The 19,854-nt window shown below is 64.6% G+C and carries 22 protein-coding genes; 8 read left to right on the top strand and 14 right to left on the bottom strand.

Annotation, left to right across the window (positions count from 1 at the left end; translation table 11 throughout):
• Nucleotides 1-12 precede the first annotated feature (12 nt).
• From ACE039_RS29755 to ACE039_RS29745, 3 genes are all read right to left on the bottom strand, one after another.
• Complete coding sequence (locus tag ACE039_RS29755; RefSeq protein WP_448708528.1) at nucleotides 13-708, bottom strand: hypothetical protein; 696 nt, start codon at nucleotides 706-708, stop codon at nucleotides 13-15.
• Between the two features lie 44 nt (nucleotides 709-752).
• The gene (locus tag ACE039_RS29750; protein WP_485811921.1) at nucleotides 753-1,229 is read right to left on the bottom strand and encodes a hypothetical protein; all 477 of its coding nucleotides are present in this window, start codon (nucleotides 1,227-1,229) and stop codon (nucleotides 753-755) included.
• A 376-nt stretch (nucleotides 1,230-1,605) separates the two neighbouring features.
• Nucleotides 1,606-2,007: a hypothetical protein gene (locus tag ACE039_RS29745; RefSeq protein WP_448709455.1), complete on the bottom strand. Its 402-nt coding sequence runs from the start codon at nucleotides 2,005-2,007 to the stop codon at nucleotides 1,606-1,608.
• A gap of 105 nt (nucleotides 2,008-2,112) precedes the next feature.
• Between ACE039_RS29745 and ACE039_RS29740 the strand changes: the two genes are divergently transcribed.
• Nucleotides 2,113-2,403, top strand: a complete 291-nt coding sequence (locus ACE039_RS29740) for an antibiotic biosynthesis monooxygenase family protein (RefSeq protein WP_310030740.1) — start codon at nucleotides 2,113-2,115, stop codon at nucleotides 2,401-2,403.
• Nucleotides 2,404-2,406: 3 nt separating this feature from the next.
• On the opposite strand, the gene ACE039_RS29735 is transcribed toward ACE039_RS29740, so the two are convergent.
• The 5 genes from ACE039_RS29735 to ACE039_RS29715 form a co-directional block, all read right to left on the bottom strand.
• Nucleotides 2,407-2,943 (bottom strand): 3'-5' exonuclease, encoded by a 537-nt coding sequence (locus tag ACE039_RS29735; RefSeq protein ID WP_485811927.1) that lies wholly within the window; start codon nucleotides 2,941-2,943, stop codon nucleotides 2,407-2,409.
• Nucleotides 2,944-3,028: 85 nt separating this feature from the next.
• On the bottom strand, nucleotides 3,029-3,253 hold the full coding sequence (locus tag ACE039_RS29730; RefSeq protein WP_105557983.1) for a DUF1653 domain-containing protein: 225 nt from the start codon (nucleotides 3,251-3,253) through the stop codon (nucleotides 3,029-3,031).
• 110 nt (nucleotides 3,254-3,363) lie between these two features.
• Nucleotides 3,364-4,845, bottom strand: coding sequence for a PAS domain-containing protein (locus tag ACE039_RS29725; RefSeq protein WP_485824133.1), 1,482 nt, complete (start codon nucleotides 4,843-4,845; stop codon nucleotides 3,364-3,366).
• 486 nt (nucleotides 4,846-5,331) lie between these two features.
• On the bottom strand, nucleotides 5,332-6,042 hold the full coding sequence (locus ACE039_RS29720) for a glutathione S-transferase (protein WP_448710104.1): 711 nt from the start codon (nucleotides 6,040-6,042) through the stop codon (nucleotides 5,332-5,334).
• A 25-nt stretch (nucleotides 6,043-6,067) separates the two neighbouring features.
• Entirely contained in the window at nucleotides 6,068-7,150 is a 1,083-nt protein-coding gene (locus tag ACE039_RS29715; protein WP_448710103.1) for a GlxA family transcriptional regulator, read from the bottom strand.
• A 155-nt stretch (nucleotides 7,151-7,305) separates the two neighbouring features.
• Here ACE039_RS29715 and ACE039_RS29710 point away from each other — a divergent pair, with 155 nt between their 5' ends.
• The 5 genes from ACE039_RS29710 to ACE039_RS29690 are packed head-to-tail and all read left to right on the top strand — an operon-like array spanning nucleotide 7,306 to nucleotide 12,119.
• A complete protein-coding gene (locus ACE039_RS29710; protein WP_448710102.1) occupies nucleotides 7,306-8,358 on the top strand; it encodes an ABC transporter substrate-binding protein in 1,053 nt (350 codons plus the stop codon).
• Nucleotides 8,359-8,371: 13 nt separating this feature from the next.
• A complete protein-coding gene (locus ACE039_RS29705; RefSeq protein ID WP_448710101.1) occupies nucleotides 8,372-9,421 on the top strand; it encodes an ABC transporter ATP-binding protein in 1,050 nt (349 codons plus the stop codon).
• Nucleotides 9,418-10,266: an ABC transporter permease gene (locus ACE039_RS29700; protein WP_448710100.1), complete on the top strand. Its 849-nt coding sequence runs from the start codon at nucleotides 9,418-9,420 to the stop codon at nucleotides 10,264-10,266. The genes ACE039_RS29705 and ACE039_RS29700 overlap by 4 nt, the downstream gene beginning before the upstream one ends.
• Nucleotides 10,263-11,054, top strand: a complete 792-nt coding sequence (locus tag ACE039_RS29695; RefSeq protein WP_105557989.1) for an ABC transporter permease — start codon at nucleotides 10,263-10,265, stop codon at nucleotides 11,052-11,054. Before ACE039_RS29700 ends, ACE039_RS29695 begins: the two co-directional genes overlap by 4 nt.
• Nucleotides 11,055-11,105: 51 nt before the next feature.
• The gene (locus ACE039_RS29690) at nucleotides 11,106-12,119 is read left to right on the top strand and encodes a proline racemase family protein (protein ID WP_313458251.1); all 1,014 of its coding nucleotides are present in this window, start codon (nucleotides 11,106-11,108) and stop codon (nucleotides 12,117-12,119) included.
• An 85-nt stretch (nucleotides 12,120-12,204) separates the two neighbouring features.
• On the opposite strand, the gene ACE039_RS29685 is transcribed toward ACE039_RS29690, so the two are convergent.
• From ACE039_RS29685 to ACE039_RS29670, 4 genes are read right to left on the bottom strand one after another with little or no spacing between them, the layout of a single operon-like run.
• Nucleotides 12,205-13,806, bottom strand: coding sequence for a GMC family oxidoreductase (locus ACE039_RS29685; protein ID WP_485824132.1), 1,602 nt, complete (start codon nucleotides 13,804-13,806; stop codon nucleotides 12,205-12,207).
• 36 nt (nucleotides 13,807-13,842) lie between these two features.
• Entirely contained in the window at nucleotides 13,843-14,646 is an 804-nt protein-coding gene (locus ACE039_RS29680; RefSeq protein ID WP_485824131.1) for a shikimate dehydrogenase family protein, read from the bottom strand.
• A gap of 16 nt (nucleotides 14,647-14,662) precedes the next feature.
• On the bottom strand, nucleotides 14,663-15,661 hold the full coding sequence (locus ACE039_RS29675; RefSeq protein ID WP_485824130.1) for a transketolase family protein: 999 nt from the start codon (nucleotides 15,659-15,661) through the stop codon (nucleotides 14,663-14,665).
• A complete protein-coding gene (locus ACE039_RS29670) occupies nucleotides 15,662-16,477 on the bottom strand; it encodes a transketolase (protein WP_485824138.1) in 816 nt (271 codons plus the stop codon).
• Between the two features lie 166 nt (nucleotides 16,478-16,643).
• Between ACE039_RS29670 and ACE039_RS29665 the strand changes: the two genes are divergently transcribed.
• Nucleotides 16,644-17,348 (top strand): GntR family transcriptional regulator, encoded by a 705-nt coding sequence (locus ACE039_RS29665; RefSeq protein WP_448710095.1) that lies wholly within the window; start codon nucleotides 16,644-16,646, stop codon nucleotides 17,346-17,348.
• Nucleotides 17,349-17,357: 9 nt separating this feature from the next.
• Nucleotides 17,358-18,428 carry a glycerol dehydrogenase gene (locus ACE039_RS29660; RefSeq protein ID WP_105557996.1) on the top strand — a complete coding sequence of 357 codons (1,071 nt, stop codon included), beginning with the start codon at nucleotides 17,358-17,360 and terminating at the stop codon, nucleotides 18,426-18,428.
• Between the two features lie 38 nt (nucleotides 18,429-18,466).
• Here the strand turns inward: ACE039_RS29660 and kce are convergent, their stop codons facing one another.
• On the bottom strand, nucleotides 18,467-19,402 hold the full coding sequence (kce, locus tag ACE039_RS29655; RefSeq protein WP_448710094.1) for a 3,5-dioxohexanoate:acetyl-CoA acetone transferase: 936 nt from the start codon (nucleotides 19,400-19,402) through the stop codon (nucleotides 18,467-18,469).
• On the bottom strand, nucleotides 19,395-19,854 hold a 460-nt coding region (locus tag ACE039_RS29650), incomplete at its 5' end, for a 3-hydroxyacyl-CoA dehydrogenase family protein (protein WP_485824129.1). The genes ACE039_RS29650 and kce, both read right to left, overlap by 8 nt.

Genomic DNA, 19,854 nt, shown 5'->3' with positions numbered 1-19,854 from the left:
CGCTTCCTGGCGTCAGCCGGGTGAATATAGATCGGCGAACTGCTGTCGCTCGAGCCTGGGATTGCGCAAAGGCGGCGCCGCCAGCGCGGTGGTTTGAACGGCTTGCATCGGATACGCCTGCACGGCAGGCGCGGCTGGCTTGGCCTGGCTTTGCACAGGCCTGGGCGGCACCACGGCGGTGGTCGTGGTCGGCGAAGTCTGCGCGACCGCCGTCGTATCGAAACGATGATCGGCCGTGGTCAGCGCGGGATTGGTGCAGAGCCCCTGCGCCACCAACGCGGCCTTGGTGCGGTCGTCGGTCTGGCACAGGATGTCGATAGCCGCGGTCTCCAACCGGCGCGAGCGGTCCGCGTCCTTGGTGGAAGCGGCAGCCTGCATCGTGCGTTCGAAGTTGCGCCGCAGGCTGCATTTCTGGTCTTCGATCGGTATGGCGACGTTCATGCCGAAGCCCACCACGGAGCCCCCGCCGCCTGCCGACACCATGCAGCTGTCCGACGAGAACGAACCATAGAAGCTCTGGCCACCCACAGGCGGAACCGTCTTCACGGTGCTGGAGCCGCTGTTGTTGGAATTCAGCGTGATGCCCTGGTTATTGCCGGCATTGGTCGACCCCGACGACGCGGATGTCGTGGAACTGGAGTTACTGGTCTGCGCTGCGGCCGTGCACGCCGCCAGCGACAGGGAGATTGCAAGCACGATGGTTTTCATGATGTCCCCTCGACCGGACGGCCGAAGCCGTCCGGATAATTGGGTCAGTGGTTGAAGCCGGAGATGTGGCCCACCCCGCCGACACCGCCGATCGACCCAAACGCGCCAATATTGCCGGCAACGAATGTCCCGGTCGCCGACGCGGCCGTGTCCGTCTTGCCGAACGACGCGCCGCCGTTGGCGATGCTGTCGCCCACCATGATGGGCGCATTGCCCGTCACGTTGCCGTAGGATTCGCTGGTGGCGTATTGACGCGTACTGGTGACCACTTGGGTGCCGTCCCGGCTGAATGTGCCGCCGACTTGTGCGACGCCGCCGGTTTCGCCGAACGAGGTCTGGCTGGAAGACCCGTAGCCGTTGACCTGGGTTGCCACCACCGAACTGCCGGTGGAGACTGACGACGCCGTGCCATTGATCGTGCCGGCATGGCCGGTGATCGACACGGAAGGCATGCCTGGGCCGCTGGCATAGGCCGATGCGGCAAACAAGGTCATGGCTGCGACGATTGCGAGCTTTTTCATTTGAGCTCCTCCTGATCCGCGTCATGCGGATGCACAGGTGCCGGAGGCCGACCGGCGCGGACCGCTACGTCCCTCCCGCGTGCCCGCACGAAGACGAGTGGCGTGGGACTTTTGTATTGGTACGGAATGATTGCTCCGTCCTAGGCAAGTCGGTATCGGTTAAACGGGTGACCGCGTCTTTGTGGCCGAGGGCCACCCGTTAATCGGCGAGCAAAACAGACGAGAACGCGGGCGTCGCGCCATGCGTATGGACGATGAAAAGCGTGGCTGGCGGCAGCATCACGCAAGCGGGCTCAACTTTAAGGATGGGGCGGCGCGCCGCTGGCTCGGACAAGCTGCCTAGCGCGCTCGCCGGTAGGCAAGCCGCTGATGGCCTTTAGGCTGACGGTTGGCCGGGACCAGCGGGTGCGAATGAGAAGAACTGCACGACTTCCCGGCGGACCAGCCAGAGATCGCCAGCGACGAGCACCAGCAGGACGCCGCATTCCGCCAGGCCAAGATCGGACCGCACGTGATAGCCGACCAGCAGCGCGATGCCCAGCGCGCCGGCCAACCCGGCAGGCCAGGCGGGCGGGCGGCCCGACACGGGAAGACGCAAGCCACGACTCCAGCATAGCCAGGCCATCAATGGCAGGCACAGCACCGAGAGGGGGATATAGAGGGCGATCGCGGACAACACCACCGCCACGCTGAACGGTGTGTTGAGCGCCAGCGCCATGACGGCGATAACGGCAATACCCGCGTACCACAGCAGGCGAACGGCAATAAGGCGAGTCAATTTGACGGCTCGAAGATTCATCGGGACAGGCTGACATGGGAATTTTCAGCCATACTACTCCGGCCGGCCGGGCCTTACCCGGCCCAATTGTTCGGAGACACCGTCATGATCCAGGAGATTGCCAGCATTCATGTCCGCGAAGGGCAGGAAGCGCTGTTCGAGGCAGGCGTGGCACAGGCCAAACCGCTGTTTCTGCGTGCTCGCGGATGCCACGGCATGGCGCTACACCGTAGCATTGAACAACCGCAGCGCTATACGCTGGTGGTCGACTGGGAAACGGTTGAGAACCACATGGTCGATTTTCGCGAATCGCCTGATTTCCAGGAATGGCGCCGACTTGTCGCCGGCTTCTTCGTCGAGCCGCCCCAGGTCCACCACGAACAGAAAGTGATCTGACCGTCAGGCCGCGGCCAGCCGCGAGCTGGCCGCCAACGCCACGGCCACCGTCGTGCGCACGTCGGCCAATGCGCGGTGGGTGGGATCGGACGCCCCCACATGGCGCGCCAGTATCTCGAGCTTATGAGACGGCAGTTCGGGCCAGGCACGCCGGGCCAGCGCCAGCGTGCAATGCGTAGGGTTGGCGAACGGCAGCCCTGTCAGGTCGGCCGCGGCGCCCAGAAAGCGCCGATCGAACGAGGCATTGTGGAAGAACACGGGCAAGTCTTCCACGAATTCGAGGAAGGACGAAAAGGCCTGCACCACTGGCACGCCGTGGCGGTCGACTTCCGCCTGCGTGATGCCGGTCAGCCGAGTGATGAAAGACGGCACGGGCGACCTTGTGCGCACCACCTGCGTGTACTCGCGCGCCAACGTGCCGGCCGCTTCGACGCGGACCGCCGCGAATTCCAGGATCTCGCACGTGGAGGTGGACAGCCCGGTGGTTTCCAAGTCGGCCACGATGAAAGGGCCGCGCAACGCCTGCAGCGCCGACTCCAGCGCGGCCGCGGCCTGCGTCCGATTGACCGCCGCACGCGACGCTCCGCCACTGGTCCGCGGCCGCCGATTGAAGAACGTCACCGCGCTACTCCGCCGCGCGCAACGGCGCGAAACGCGGCGAGCCGTCGGCCAACTGACCGAAGAACAACGTGGCAGGCCGTACCCACAAACCACGCTCGTGCGGCCAAAGGTGTTCGTACACCACCATGGACTCTTCGGTCTCGGAATGGCGGGCGGTACCCACGTACAGGTACAGGCCGCCCTTGTAGTGGCGGTGCGAGGCAAGGGCCAGGGCTTCGGATTCGGTCATGGACGGATGCTGCAAATAGAGCGGCCCGGGCGGAGGCGATCCGGCCCAGGCCAGGGATTCAGACAATACCGTCTTTATAGCGCACTCGCGCGGGCGCCGGCCCGCGGCGGTCAGTAACGCACGTATTCCAGCACCGGTTTAGGGGGCAACGGCGTATTTGCCGCAGGCCGTGCCCGCACGGCGGCGGCCACCGGCTTGACCACTCCGACCTGCCGGTCTTTCCGCGAGGCGTGCGCATCGGCCGCCTCTTGCGTGGCGCGCAGCGTCTGGGCGGCCTCCGCGGTCATCTGCGTAATGTCCTCGGTCACGTCACCCAACTTGGCCGATTGCGCCAGCGACACGTTCACGACTTCCGCCATGATCTCGGTGACGCGACGGGACGAGGCCACGATGTCTTCCATCGTGGCGCCCGCGGACTGCACCTGCCCCGCGCCGCTTTCGATTTGTTCGACGGACGTCGTGATCAATCCCTTGATCTCTTTGGCGGCGGCGGCACTGTTCTGCGCCAGGCTGCGGACCTCGGCCGCGACCACCGCGAAACCCTTGCCGTGCGTGCCGGCCCGGGCCGCTTCCACGGCCGCATTCAAGGCCAGAATATTCGTCTGGAAAGCGATGCCGTCCATCACGCCGATGATCTCGGAGATGCGCCGCGAACTATCGGTGATGGCGCCCATCGTCCACACGACGCCCTTCACCGTCTTGCCGCCCTGCTCCGCCACCTTGCTGGCGTCCAGCGCCAAGGCGTTGGCCTGGCTGGCTCGCTCGGCGTTTTCCGTCAACCCCTGCACCGCCACCCGCAATGTTTGCGCGGCGGTAAACCGCTTGGTGATGTCGGTGGCGTACTTCACGACTTTGAATGGCCGCCCTTCCGCATCGAAGATCGGGTTGTAGCTGGCTTCGATCCAGACCTGCCGCCCGCCCTTGCCGATACGCAGGTACTGACCCGTGTCGTGTTGGCCGCTGCGCAGCTTGCGCCAGAATTCCTGGTAGGCCGCCGTGCGCGCCTCTTCGGGCCGCACGAACATACTGTGGTGCCGGCCTTCAACTTCGGACGCGTGATACCCCACGGCATTCAGGAATAGATCGTTGGCGCGGATGATCGTGCCGTCAAGTTCGAACTCGATAATCGCCTGCACCTTGGAAATGGCCGCCAACTGGCCTTCCGTGTCGGCCTGGCGTTGCTGCTGGTCGGTAATGTCGGTGGCGTACTTGACCACCTTGACCGGCCGGCCACGCTTATCGAAGATGGGGTTATACGACGCTTGAAGCCAGACGTCCCGTCCGTCGCGACAGACGCGGCGATAACGGCCGGCATCGTAGGCGCCCTGGCCGAGCTTCTGCCAGAAAGCCAGATATTCGGCGGATTCGCGTTCATCGGGATCAATGAACATACGGTGGTGTTGCCCCAGAACCTCGTCCAGCGAATATCCCATGGTATCAAGGAAATTCTGATTGGCCATCAGGACATGACCTTCGAGATCGAATTCGATAACGGCCTGGGCGCGATGGATCGCCGAGATCTGGCCGTATAAATCCGCCTTTTGCATGCCGCGTTCTCCGCGGAAAAGGCGATTGAGGGTAATCCATTGCATGATGCGTCTCCTGCCAAGAGATGGGACGGGTTCCTGAAAACGGTCGACAAGCGGAATCTCTACATCAGAACTGCTTGGCGCGTCCCAAACTCAGCTGTGCATGCCGCGCCGCATGCGCTTGCTGCCTGGTGGTCCGTCGCACAGCAGTAACGGCAGGCTGGCTAGAAACATAAGAACACAAGAGTGTATCTAGTCGAAATTATTTAATCCTAAAAATGAACGTTTCTCAACCTATTATCGGTGGCATCGCGAAAAAAAGTTCTGCAGCATAACTAACGCGGGGCTTTCGAATACACGGGACAACGGCGCTCAGGGTTAATACGAATTCCGTCGCCCCATTCTTATGTGGGTTAACCGCAGCACACCCTTTCAACGGAGTTACTGCCCCTAATTATTAATGGGGTGAATATAAATACGGACGGATCACCCGCCATGTTGGCGCGCACGCCGGGATCCAGGCCCGGCGTTAATTCCGTCACGCGGTAATCAGGCGGCGTCCAATTCGCGATATTGGCGAAAAATGCACTCGCCGAAAGGCAACCGCCTGCCACTATCGAAATAGGCCTGCAATGCCGGCAACGCCGCCACGCGCGCGTGCAGGGCCATCACGTTCGGATAATCAGACGCAACCGTGCCCATGCGTTTGGGAAAGGCGTAGAGCAGCCCATCGACCAAATGGAACAGTGACAGGTCAACGTAGGTCCAGCGCGTGCCGCCGGCCAGCCAGGTCTCGGGGCCGGCAAGCGCGCGTTCGAAGTACGCGAGAAATTTCGGTATGCGCTCTTCCCGGAAACCGCGTGCGCGGCGCGCGGCTTCTTCTTTCTGGTCTTCGTAGTAGTCGTTGGCGGAAATGGGGTGATGCGTATCGTGCGCCTCGGTCACCATATCGGCGATGGTCAACTGCAGTTGGTTCACCCATAGACGGCCTTCTAGCGATTCTGGCGCCAGCCCATGCTTTTCGCCCAGGAACAGCAGGATATTGGCCGTCTGGCCCAGCGTCATGCCGTCGGCCACCAGATAGGGCGGCGCGAATGGCGGATGCTTGCGTGGCGCCTGCATGTCATCGATCAGCGCATTTTCCGAGGCGCCAGGTTCGCGAACGCGTTCGCGATACGGAATGCCCCCCGCTTCCAGCGCCAGGCGCACGAACTCGCCACGCCCGGGAATGCCGTCCCAATACCAGAGGTCATAAGTCATGCCGTCTCCTTGGTTTACGCGAAGGCTAGGCAGGAAATACGCTGACGCCGCCCTCTTGCCCGGTCGCCTGCGCGCCACGGGCCTGTTGATACTGGCGCGGGGATAATCCGAAGTGCGCCCTGAAATCGCGCGAGAAATGCGCACCGTCCGCAAAACCGCAGTCCAACGCAATCTGCGTGATGCTGCAAGGATTATTCAGCAACAACCAGCTTCCGTACTCCAACCGCAATTGCCGCTGAAACGCCATGGGCGACATGCCCGTGGCAACGCGGAACGCACGTTCCAGTTGCCGCCGGCCGACGCCGACGTAGCGCGCGATGGCGTCCAGCGGCGGTGGGTTGTCGATGCGCTGCTCGATGAAGTGCGCCGCCTGGCGCACGCGCAGATCCTGGATGCCGGACAGGTCGGTGCGGAAATGCGCCTGCGGCACGCGGCCGGGGCGCACGCCTTGCAGCATCATGTGCCGCATCGCCTGCTGCGCCTTGTCGCGCCCGCAATGACGGGCCACCAGATACAGGCCCAGGTCGATCGCCGCGGTGGATCCCGCGCACGAGATCAGATCGCCTTCGTCCACGAACAGGCGGTCCACCACCGCGCGGGTCTGCGGGAAGCGCTCGCGAAACGCATCCAGCACATTCCAGTGCACGCATACCGTGCGCGGCCCGATCACGTCGGCCTGCGCCAGGGCGAACGTGCCCGTGCAGATGCCCAGCAGCCGAACCCGCAGCGCCGCCGCCAACCGCAGCCAGTCGCGCAGCGGCTCCGGCATGCGGCCGTTGATGTAGTCGTTGCCCCCGCAGACGGCCACGTAGTCGAACTGCGCCGGGTCGTCGGGCAAGCTGTCGGCCACGTCGATGGTCAGGCCCGCGCTGGAGCAACGCGGCTTGCCGTCCCAGCTCATGACGCGCCATGCCGTATGGATCTGCCGGCTGCGCCCGCCATGGTCGCCCGCCAGGCGCAACACGTCGACCAGGCCGGCGAACGCAGCCAGCGTGAACTGGTCCATCAGCACGATGCCGATGGTGAGTGCGGGTTTCCCCTGGGGCAGGGCCTCTGCGGCGTCCTCATAGGAGGAAGGCCGCGAAGCCGGTGTGTCGACGATCGTCATGTCGCAATTATTCAAGTTTTTGTCCCACGCCTTCAAGCTGGTTTTCCCTGGGATCACCCAAGATGCAGGCATGGCGACGTCACGGCTCCGCGTTTGGAACGCCCGGTTCCACGGGCAGCCGAGACAAGCCGATAAATCGACAAGGGGAATCCGACATGGCAACACTTACCCGCAGCGCCCTGCGCGCCGCCTTGCTGGGCGCCGGCCTGATGCTGGCCACACAGGCGACGGCGCAGCAGCAGAAGATCACCGTCGCCTGGTATGGCGGCAATTGGGGCGACGCGTTCCGCGCCTGCGTCGCCGACCCCTACACCAAGGCCACGGGCGTGATGGTCGTGCCGGAAGTCGGTACGTCGACCACGACGCTGGCCAAGCTGCAACAGCAGAAAAACGCGCCCACGATCGACGTCGCCTGGATGGACGGCGGCATCAGCGAACTGGCCGCGCAGGCTGGCGTGCTGGACACGCTGGACCCCGCCGCCATCCCGAATCTGAAGAACGTCATCGACCAGGGCGTGTACCGCAACGGCGACGCCGCTTACGCCGTCAGCACCGGCTACTACTCGCTGGGCATCACCTACAACACGAAGGAAGTGCCGCAGGCGCCCACCAGCTGGAAAGACCTGTGGAAGCCCGAGTATGCCGGCGCGGTGGCCGTGCCATCGCCCGCGAACTCCTCCGGCGTGCCGTTCGTGTTCTTCCTGGCGCGTGTCTGGGCGATCGACCCGTCCAACCTGGCTCCGCTGTACGCCAAGCTGGCCACGCTGGACACCGCCTTGTTCTTCGACAGCTCGGGCGCCGCCAGCAACGCCTACCAAAGCGGCGAGGCCATCATCGGCGCGCACTTCAACGTGGGCGCGTGGGACTTGATCGACAAGGGTCTGCCGATCGGTTTCGCGGTGCCCAAGGAAGGAGCGTGGGCCACGGACGCCCGCCTGCACCTGGTCAAGGGCGCGCCCAATGCGGCCGCGGCCAAGAAGTTCGTCGACACCGCGCTTACGCCGGAGGCCGCTGTTTGCCTGGCCACACGCCTGTATCTGGGCCCGGCCGTCAAGGACGTGCAGGTGCCCAAGGACGTGGCCCGCAAACTGCCGTGGGGCGCCGAGGGTTCGGTGAAGAACCTGAGCCTGTTCGACTGGAACCTCATCAACAGCCGCCGCGCCGAGGTGACGGATGCCTGGAACCGCCAGGTCGCTCGCAAGCGCTAGGCCAGGGTCGAACATGTCCACTTTGCTCACCATCGAAGGCGTGTCGATGCGGTTTGGCGCCTACCAGGCCCTGGACCGGATCGACCTGGACATCCAGCAGGGGGAATTCGTGGCCCTGCTGGGGCCCAGCGGCTGCGGCAAGACCACCTTGCTGCGCTCGATCGCCGGCTTCCTGAAGCCCGAATCGGGCCGCATCCTGATCGACGGCCAGGACATCAGCCGCCTGGCCGCGCACCATCGCCCACTGAACACGGTGTTCCAGAACTATGCGCTGTTCCCGCATATGACCGTGTCCGAGAATGTGGCGTATGGCCCGCGGCGGCAAGGCGCGTCGAAAACCGAGGCCGCCGAGCGCGCCCGCGCGGCGCTGGACATGGTCGGGCTGGCGGATTTTGGCCCGCGCTATCCGCGCGAAATGTCGGGCGGCCAGCAACAGCGCGTGGCGCTGGCGCGCGCCATCGTCAACCGGCCCAAGCTGCTGTTGCTGGACGAGCCGCTATCCGCGCTGGATCTGAAGCTGCGAAAGCGCATGCAGCTGGAACTCAAGCACCTGCAAGCCAAACTGGGCATCGCCTTTATCTTCGTCACGCACGATCAGGAAGAGGCCATGACCATGGCCGACCGCGTCGTCGTCATGCACGCGGGACGCATCGAGCAGGTGGGCGCCGGCACGGACATCTATCGGCAACCCGCCACGCGCTTTGTCGCGGAGTTCATCGGCGATGCCAATTTCATATCGTTCACCGCACTGGATGGCGACACGCTGCAGCTGGACACGCAAGGACTTCGCGTGCCGTTCGGCAAGCCCGCGCCCGCGCGTGGCGTGGCGGTGCTGCGCCCGGAAGACCTTCGGCTTCGTGGCGAAGCGGCCACCGATACCTGGACCGGCGCGGTCACCGACGTCATCAACGTGGGCAGCCACAGCATGATCCACGTGGACCTGGGCGGGCAGATCATCGTGGCGCGCCACGGCGGCATCGCGCCCACTGGGCTGCGGCCCGGCGCGACGGTCCATCTGGCCTTCGAGCCGGAACACCTGCACCTGATCGGTGAGCAACCATGAACGGGCGCGCCTGGCTCTCGCCCGGCCTGTTGCTGGCCGCGCCGGTGCTCTTTTTCGCGGCCTTCTTCCTGGCGCCGCTGGCAGTAGTGGCGTTGGCCAGCATCACGGGCGGGCCGGAAGGCATGACGCTGACCTTGCAGCAGTATGTGCGCGTGCTGGCTGATCAGTATCACTGGGACGTGATCCTGGTGACCTTCCGGCTGGCGTTCTTCACCACGGTCGTTTGCGTGATCCTGGGTTACCCCCTGGCCTGGTATCTGGTGCGCGTGGTGCGCTGGCAGGCCTGGCGGCGCTTCTGCGTGATTCTGCTGGTGGTGCCCCTGTTCACCAGCAACATCGTGCGCGCTTTCGGCTGGATGGTGCTGCTGGGCCGCAACGGGCTGGTCAACCAGGCGCTGGTGGGTGCCGGCATGGCCGACCGTCCGGTGCGTTTCATCGGTACCGAGCTGGGCATCCTGATCGGCATGGTCTATGTGCTGCTGCCTTTCGTGGTGCTGGCCGTGGGCAACGCGCTGGCCCGGGTGGATCCGGGGTGCGAGCAGGCCTCCGCCGACCTGGGCGCCAGCCCTGCCTCGACGTTCTTCCATATCACCTGGCCGTTGACGTTGCCCGGCGTGGTGTCTGGCGCCATCATCGTCTTCACGCTGGCGGTCAGTGCCTATGTGACGCCCGCGCTGCTGTCAGGCGGCCGGATCTCGGTGCTGTCCATGCTGATCTTCCAGCAATACAGCTCGGTATTCGACTTTCATTACGGCGGCGCGCTAAGCATGGTGCTGCTGGTTTTCACCCTGATCCTGGTTGCGCTGGCAAACCGCGCCGCCGTCCTGCCCGGAGCCGCCCGATGATCGCCCGCACCCTGATCCGCCTGATCGCGCTGGCCGTGCTGGCGTACCTGGCCCTGCCGCTCGTGGTGATCCTGGGATCGTCGTTTACGGCCACGCCCTACCTGGCGTTTCCGCCGCAAGGCTGGACGCTGGAGTGGTACCGCACGCTGCTGGTCGAAGCCGGCTACGTGGCGGCATTCACGACCAGCACCGTACTGGCGCTGGCGGCGACTCTTGCCGCGGTGGTACTGACCGTACCCGCCGCGCTGGCGATCGCGCGCTACGAATTCCCGGGCAAGGCCGCGCTGACGTCGGTGCTGATGTCGCCGCTGGTGTTGCCGCACATCGTGCTGGGCGCGGCGCTATTGCAGTACGGCGCGTACTTTGGGCTGACGCGCAGTTTCCTGTCGCTGTTGATCGGGCACATCGTCATCATCGCGCCATTCGTGCTGCGGTCCACGCTGACGCTTCTGACGCCGGAACAACGCGCGCTGGAAGAGGCGTCGGCGGACCTGGGCGCCAACCCCTGGACCACGTTCTTCCTGGTGGTGCTGCCGCAGATCCGGCCGGGCATCGTGACCGGTTCCATCTTCGCGTTCATCTCGTCGTGGATCAACGTGGAGCTTTCCATTTTCAACACCACGGCGGACCTGAACACCATTCCCGTCAAGCTCTTCAACTATGTGCAGTACACGATCGATCCGACCATCGCAGCCGTATCGGGCGCCACGATTGTGGTTGCGGTGATCGCTATCGTCATCCTGGATTTGACCGTCGGGTTGGACATGCTGTCCGAACGCGGCAAATAGTTTCCCCCATCCGCTTTTCCCCTTCATCCTACTTAGTCTGGAGCCACAGTCATGCGCAAGCAAGACGCGTTCGATGTCATCTATACCCATACCGAAGGCGAGCCCCTGTGCATCGTGCATAGCGGCATCCCCTACCCCGCCGGATCCAGCATCCTGGAAAAGCGGGCTTTCCTTGAACAGAACTACGACTGGCTGCGCCAGGCGCTGATGCGCGAGCCGCGCGGTCATAAAGACATGTTCGGCGTGTTCCTCACGCCGCCGTCCAGCCCGGAGTTCGATGCCGGCCTGATCTACATCGACGGCACCGAGTATTCGCACATGTGCGGCCACGGCACCATCGCCGTCAGCATGGCGATGGTAGCCAACGGCCTGGTGGCCCGCGGCAAGGACGGCATCACCAAGATCCGCTTCGAGACCACGGCCGGGCTGGTCGTGTCGGAAGTCGCGTCCGAAGGCGAAAACGTGTTGTGGACGCGCTTCGAGAACGTGCCGGCCTACGTGGCGGCGCAGGATATTCCGGTGGAACTGCCGGGCTACGGCAAGCTGTCCGCCGACATCGTCTGGGGCGGAAACTACTTCGGCATCGTGGACCTGTCGGGCTGCGATCTGCGGATTTCGCCGGACAACGGCACCGAGCTGTCGCGCATGGGTCTGATCGTGCGCGACCAGCTGAACGCGCGCCACCGCATCCAACATCCGACCGAAGCGCACATCAACAACCTGAACTTCATCACGTTCTGGCACCCGCCCACGATCGAAGGCGCGTTCTACAAGAACGTGCACGTGTTCAGCGCCGGCCAGCTGGACCGTTCGCCCGGCGGCACCGGCACCAGCGCCATGATGGCCATGTTCGAGGCGCGCGGGAAGCTGGGCATGAACCAGCCGATCAAGTCGGAAGGCCTGCTGGGCAGCGGAACCTTCGAAGGCTGCCTGCTGGGCGAAGTGGACTTGAACGGCACGCGCGCCGTCCGCCCCACCGTCAAAGGCACCGCCAGCATCCTGGGCACCGCGCGCTGGGTGATCGACCGTAACGACCCGGTCGGCGCCGGCTTCCTGATCCGCTGAACCTGCCGGGCCGTGGGAGGGGCGGCGCGCGGAACATTCCGTGCGAACGCGCCGGTCTGCAACGCCCCCCCATCCCATGGCTCGTTCAGCCCGCGTCTGCGGTGTCTTCCAGGATCATTTCGGCACCGCGCTCGGCCACCATCATGACGGCCGCCTGCGTGTTGCCGGAAACCATCTTCGGCATCACCGACGCGTCCACCACTCGCAATCCCGTCAGGCCATTCACGCGCAAGCGCGCGTCGGTCACCGCGGCCGGGTCCGACCCCATGCGGCACGTGCCGATGGGGTGGTAGATCGTCTGCCCGTTGTGCCGCGCGAAGTCCAGCCATTGTTCGTCGCTTTCCACATCGGGGCCGGGACTGACCTCGGCATCGATGAACGGCCGCATGGCGGGTTGCCCGACAATGCGCCGCGCCGCTTTCATGCCGCCCACAAGGCTGTCGCGGTCGATCTGCGCCGACAGGAAGTTGGGGCGGATGGACGGGCAGGCCAGTGGGTCCGCCGATTTAATGTGGATGCTGCCCTGCGATTCGGGCCGCAACTGCGCCACGCCGATCGTCATGCCCGGATGGCGGTCCAGGATGCGTTCGGCCGCGTTGGCGTAACTGGCGTGCACGAAGAAGAACTGCACATCGGGCGTGGGCAAGCCCGGTGCGCTCTTGACGAAGCCGTGGACAAGACCCGTTCCCAGGGTCAGGATGCCTTTGTGGCGCGTGTAGTAGCGCGCCACCTGTTGCGCCAGCCGCCAACCGCGCGACATCTCGTTCAAGGTCACGGTGTTCCTCACCCGCCAATTCATGCGCGTAGCGAAGTGGTCGATATAGTTTTCGCCCACTTGCGGCTGCGCGTGCACCAGCGGAATGCCGAAGGACTGTAGCCGCGCCGGATCGCCCACGCCCGATAGTTCCAGCAGCTGCGGCGATTGCACCGCGCCCAGGCACACCAGGGTTTCCCGCCGCGCCCGCACCGTGTGCTCCTGACCATTCTGGCGGTACGCCACGCCCACGCAGCGCTTGCTCTCGAACAGCAACCGCGTGACATGGGCGCCGCATTCCACCTTCAGGTTCTTGCGCCCCGCCGCCGGCCTCATGTACCCGTCCACCACGCTCCAGCGCCGGCCGCGATGCTGCAGCACTTGGTAATAGCCCACGCCTTCCTGGTTGCCGCTGTTGTAATCGGCGTTCAGCGGCTGGCCATCCTCTTGTGCGGCGCGCAGGAAGGCGTCGGACACGGGGAAGCGTTCGGCGACCTCTTCCAGATGCATCGGCCCGTTCTTGCCGCGCGCGTCGCCGCCTGGCTCGTAGTGTTCGATTTTCCGGAAAATCCGCTCTGCCTGGGCATGCCCCCAACCGGTGGCGCCCGCCGCTTCCCAGCCGTCGTAATCCTGCGGCTGGCCGCGCACGTAGATCATGCCGTTGATCAAGGTGGACCCGCCCACGCCCTTGCCCCGCGGCACGGCGATGGTGCGGCCGTGGACGTTGTCTTCGGGCTCGGTTGCAAAGCGCCAGTTGTAGTCCGGGTTGACCAGCAGCTTGGAGAAGCCCGCCGGAATCGAGATCCACATGCTGCGCGCCTCGAAGCCCGCCTCCAGCATCAAGACACGATGCTTGCCATCGGCGCTTAGCCGGTTGGCCAGGATGCAGCCGGCCGTGCCGCCGCCCGCAATGATGAAATCGTAGTCGCCCATCTTTTTATCCACCCCGTCCTGATATCCGCCGCATGCCTACTTCGCGGCGGTCACGCCCAGCATCTCGGCCATGAGCTCGATCTGGCAGGCCAGCATCGGCGCGCCGTAATGCACGTTGCACCCCTTGGCTTTTGCTGCCAGCAGCAGCGCCGTGTCCCGGGGTTGCATGATGACTTCGCATACCAGTTGGTCAGGTATCAGCCTGCTGGTATCCAGCGGCAGCGCATCGCCTTCCTTCATGCCCAACGACGTGCCGTTGACCACCAGATCATGGCCGGCGGGATCCGGCGTACCGATCGTGATCCGGGCCTCGGGATGCAACGACAGGATGCGCGCCTTCAGGTCTTCGGCCTTGGCCGGCGTGCGATTGGCGATGGTCAACCGGGACACGCCCGCCTGGACCAGCGCAAAGCCGATGGCGTTGGCGGCGCCGCCGGCGCCCGCCAGGTAGGCACTTTTCCCTTGCACCGGCACGCCTGCGGTCAGTAGCCCCCGGACGAAGCCTTCGCCATCCAGCATGTGCGCCACCAGGCGGCCGTCCGCGTCGCGGCGCACCACGTTGGCCGCGCCGATCTTTGTAGCGACGGGCGTGACCTCGTCCACCAACTCCAGGATCGCGGTCTTGTGCGGCATCGTGACGATGACGCCGCCCAGGTTTTCAAGGCGGCGCAGGCCGTCGACCACGGCGGCCAGATTGTCGGGCCGCGCATGGAAAGGCACGCACACGCCGTCGAAGCCGATCTTGGCGAACAGCTCGTTCATGCGCTGCGGCGTCTTCACATGATGGATCGGGTCGGCCAGGATGCCGAACAGGCGCGTGTTTCCGCTGATTTCCTTCATTCTTTTCTCCGAAATGTCAGGCGTTGCCTGAGGTATTGATCAATGCGCGGGCCACCTCACCGATGCCCGCGGCGTCCAGTTTGTAATGGGCGTAGAGCGTGGTGGGCGGCGCGATCAGGCTGTACTCGTCATAAATGCCGTGGCGCCGCAGGCGCGTGCCCGCGCCGGCATCCGCCAGCACTTCCGCGACCGCTGAACCCAGCCCGCCCAGCACGTTGTGTTCTTCCACCGTCATCATCAGGCGCGACTGCGCGGCCGCCGCCAGCACGGCGTCGCGGTCCAGCGGTTTGATGGTGGGCATGTCGATCACGCCTACCGACAGGCCGTCCTGGCGCAATTGCTCCGCCGCGGCCAGCGCCGCGTGCAGCGTGATCCCGCAAGCGATGATGTTCAGATCGCTGCCCCGCGAATGCACGAGGGCGCGCCCGAATTCGAACGGCACGCCGTCCTCATAGACTTGCGGGTCGCGGCCGCGCCCGATGCGAAAATAGATCGGCTCGGGCCAGTCGACCGAGGCCTTGATGGCGGACGCCAATTGCGGACCGTCCGCCGGCGAGACCACTGTCAGGCCGGCCAGCGCGCGCATGGTCGAGATATCTTCGGTGGCATGGTGCGACGTGCCGTAGAACCCCAGGCTGATGCCGGTGTGGTGGCCGATCAGCCGAACCGGCAGCTTGGTGTAGGCCACGTCCATGCGGATCTGCTCGCAACACAACAGGCCAAGGAACGACGCGAACGTCGCCACGAACGGCATCATGCCGGTGGTGGCCAGGCCGGCCGCCGCCGACACCATATTCTGTTCGGAGATGCCGAACTGGATGTAGCGGTCGGGGTAGGCCTCTGCAAAGCGGTTCAGGCCATTGGAATACTGCAGGTCGGCCGACCCCGCCACCACCGGGTGGCCGGCCTGCGCCAACTCGATCAGCGCGTCGGAAAGATAGGACAGCCCGGGGTTCACCGCATTCAGGGCGCGGTACTGCCAGGAGTCGGAGGAGAGAACTTGTGCCTGTGCCATTCAGATCTCGCGGGAGAGGATTTCGTCGATGGCGCTTTGCGCGTCTTGCGGCGCCAGATAGCCCAGGTGCCAGCCCGGCTCGGTTTCCATATAGGAAACGCCTTTGCCCTTGATGGTCTTGGCGATCACGCAAGCCGGCTTGGCACGTGCGTCGTCGGCGCGCAGGCGCCGCAGCAGCGCCGTCAATGCATGCAGGTCGTGTCCGTCGACTTCATGGACGTCCCAACCGAACGCCTGCCACTTCGCGGCCAGCGACTCCACGCCCATCACGTCGTCCACCTTGCCGTCCAGCTGATAGCCGTTACGGTCAACGATGGCGATCAGGCGGGACAAGCGGTTGTGCGCAGCGAACAGCGCCGCTTCCCAGACCTGCCCTTCCTGCATCTCGCCGTCGCCCAGCATCACAAAGACGTTGAAGTCGCGCTGGCTCATGCGCCCGCCTACCGCCATGCCCACGCCGTTGGACAACGCGTGTCCGATGGACCCCGAACTGAAATCCACGCCCGGCACCTTGCTCATATCGGGGTGGTCGCCCAAAGGGCTGCCCAGCCGGGTGTAGCCATCCAGCAACTCGCGGTCGATGAAGCCATGGTCGGCCAACACCGGAAACAAGCCGACGGCGGCATGGCCCTTGCCCATCAGGAAGCGGTCACGGTCCGGCCAATGCGGCTCACCCGGACGCAGCCGCATCACGTCGTAGTACAGCGAAGCGAATATCTCGGCGCACGAGAAGACCGAGCTGTAGTGCCCGACCTTGGCGATTTCGATGAGTCTGATTGTCTCCAGCCGGATGTGGCGGGCCTTTTCCCGCAGCATCCTGACTTCCCCCTCGGTGGGGGCCTCCTGGTGGTGGCGCATGGCGCGTCCTTTCTTCATTAGGATATATGATATATAATATACCCATTGAGCTTGAATTGGCTATGGCGGGCTAGAATTCATTCCGGATTCACCCGTTCCCTCAATACAGCAAGCCCGAAACGTCATGCCCAGCCTCAAACCGGTAAAGAAAGAGAACCTCTCCGTCAGGGTCTATAACGAAATCCGCAATGCCCTGATCAACGGGCAGTACGAACCTGGCGAACGCCTGATCATTGGCGAACTGGCTCAAGAAATGGGCGTATCCATCACGCCCGTACGCGAGGCCATCTTCCGGCTGATCAGCGAACAGGGCCTGGAGATGCAGGCTGCCACGGCGGTCTACGTGCCCTACGTGAATTCGGAGAAACTGCGCGAGATCCAGCAGATCCGTTTCCACCTGGAAGGCATGGGCGCAGCCGAAGCCGCGCAGCACATCACGCGCAAGCAGCTGGACAACCTGATCGCCCTGCAACGCGACTTCATTTCCTGCACGGCGACAGACCCCAAGCGCGCCAGCTATCTGAACCGCAAATTCCACTTCGCGATCCTGGAAGCCAGCAACAAGCCCATCCTGCGCAGCACGGTGGAATCGTTCTGGGTCATCACGGGCCCCATCCTGAAGGTGTTCCACATCAAGACGGCCGGCCTGGACTATTCCGAAAACGAGCACCGCCACGAAGCCGTGCTGGAAGCGCTGGAAGCGCGCGACTCCGAAGCCGCCCGCAGCGCCATTCAGGCCGACCTGGTCTGGGGCGGCAAGATCATGATCGACTGGTTGGTCGAACGCGAAAAAGAGCTCGACTACCGCCCTCCCGTGCCACGCAAATAGGAAGACTTCATGCTGAAGATTTTTGGGGCTCCCAGCCGCTACATACAAGGAGCAGGCGCGCTGGACGCCTTGGGCCAGTACGCTGCCTTGTTCGGCCGCCGCGCCGCCCTGGTCATCGACCGCTACGTCCATGGCGTACTGGGCCCCCGAATCGAAGCCTTGTGCGCCGAACACGGCGTGGCGCTTGCGCCGCTGATCGTCGACGGCGACCTGACACCTGACCTCATCGCGCAACTGCGCGCGCAGGCCTCGCAGGCCGGCATCGACATGGTGATCGCAGTGGGCGGCGGCAAGTCGCTGGATGCGGGCAAGGCGGTGGCGAAGTCGGCCCACTGCCACCTGGTCACGGTGCCCACCGTGGCGTCCAACGACGCACCGACCAGCAAGAACTACGTGCTGTACGACGCGCATCACAACCTCCTGGCGGTCGAGCACATGCTGTTCAACCCCACGGTCGTGCTGGTGGACACCGCCATCATTGCAACGGCGCCCGCGCACTTCTTCCGCGCGGGCCTGGGCGACGCCATCTCGAAGAAGTTCGAAGCCGAACAATGCCAACGCAACGGTGGCAAGAACATGTACGACGGCGCCCCGCTGCTGTCCGCGCAGTTGATCGCCGACGGCTGCCTGCGCACGCTGCTGGCCGACGGCGTGGACGCCGTGGCAGCGGCCGGCACCGGTGAACCCACGCCGGCGTTCGAACGCGTGGTGGAAGCGATGATCCTCATGAGCGGTCTCGGTTTTGAAAGCGGCGGCCTGTCCATCGCCCACGCCCTGACGCGCGGACTGCCCAAGATCGGCGGCGTGGCGACCGCCTTGCATGGATTGCAGGTCGCGGTCGGCCTGTTGGTGCAGCTGGACCTTGAACAACGCAGCGATGGCATGCTGGCAGACCTGACCCAGTGGTACGCCCAGGTGGGCCTGCCCACCACGCTGCGCGAGTTAGGCGCCGCCGACACTCCCAGCGACGCCGACCTGACACTGGCCGCCGAACTGACGCTGAAGGCCCGCCACGCCGCCAATTTCGATCGCCCCCTGGACGTCGCCATGCTTGCCGACGCGCTGCGCCGCCACGCTTGAACCTGGCCGGCGCCGTCGCGCCGGCCAGCGGCCTTTGATCAGAACTTCACGTTCTCGCGGCCTTTCAGGCCGAGTTTGGCCCGCGTCTCTTCTGGCGTGGCCACTTCCAGGTTCAGCGCTTCCAGGATGGACCGGATGCGTTCGACCTGGACGCGGTTGGATTCCGCCAATTGGCCCGGCCCGATCCACAGCGAATCTTCCAGCCCGACGCGCACGTTCGACCCCATCGCCGCGCCGATGGTGGCCAGCGGCATCTGATTGCGGCCCGCGCCCAGGATCGACCATTCGTAGTCGTTGCCAAACAGCCGGTCGGCGGTGCGCTTCATGTGCATCAGGTCTTCCGGATGCGGACCGATGCCGCCCAGGATGCCGAACACCGACTGGATGAACGGCGGCGACTTCACCAGGCCGCGGTCCACGAAATGCGCCAGGTTGTACAGGTGGCTGATGTCGTAGCACTCGAACTCGAAACGCGTGCCGTTGGCGTTGCCCAGCGTCAGAATGGATTCGATGTCTTGATAGGTATTGCGGAAGATCAGCGAGCGGCTGTTCTCAAGGTGCTCGCGCTCCCAATCGTGCTTGAAGTCCTGGAAGCGGTCCAGCATCGGGAACAGGCCGAAATTCATGGACCCCATGTTCAACGAGGCCAGCTCGGGCTGGAAGGTCGTGGCCGGGCGCATGCGCTCTTCCACCGTCATGTGCGGACTGCCGCCGGTGGTGATGTTGATGATGGCGTCGGTCTCGTTCTTGATCCGCTCCAGGAACGGCTTGAACAGCGCCGGGTCTTGCGACGGCTTGCCGGTCTGCGGATCACGGGCGTGCAGGTGCAGCACCGCGGCGCCCGCCTTGGCCGCGCCGATGGCGGCTTCCGCGATCTCTTCCGCCGTGACCGGCAGGTGCGGCGACATGCTGGGCGTGTGGATGGCGCCCGTCACGGCGCAGGTAATGACGACTTTCTGTTTGGGCTTAGCCATGGTTGTCTCCGTTCTCTTGTTTGTGGCGCATCAGGCGCATCAGTTTTTCATCGCGCCAGAAGCGGCGCTTGGCAAGGTCTTCCTGCGGCAGCAGGCTGCGGCGTTCGTGCGCCAGCGCATCCACCAGCGCGCCGTCCCAGGCGACACATTCGCCCTGATCGGCGCCGATGGATTGGTACAGGCCGCCGTAGCGCGCGCAATAGTCGGCAATGCCGCCGGGCGCGTTCAGGTCGATCGTTTCGAACGGCCCCATGAACGACCAGCGCAATCCCAGGCCGTCCTTCACGGTCGCATCGATGTCTTCCACACTGGCAATGCCCTCCTTGGCCAGCCGGAAAGCTTCGTGCAGCAAGGCGCCCTGCAGGCGATTAAGAATGAAGCCTTCGATTTCGCGGCGCACCAGCACCGGCTTCTGGCCAATCGCCGTCATGGCGGCGTTCGCGGCCTCCCCC

The sequence above is a fragment of the Achromobacter maghribensis genome (assembly GCF_057334215.1).
The sequence above is the reverse complement of the archived record's forward strand: the minus strand, read 5'-3'. Positions and strand labels throughout refer to the sequence as shown.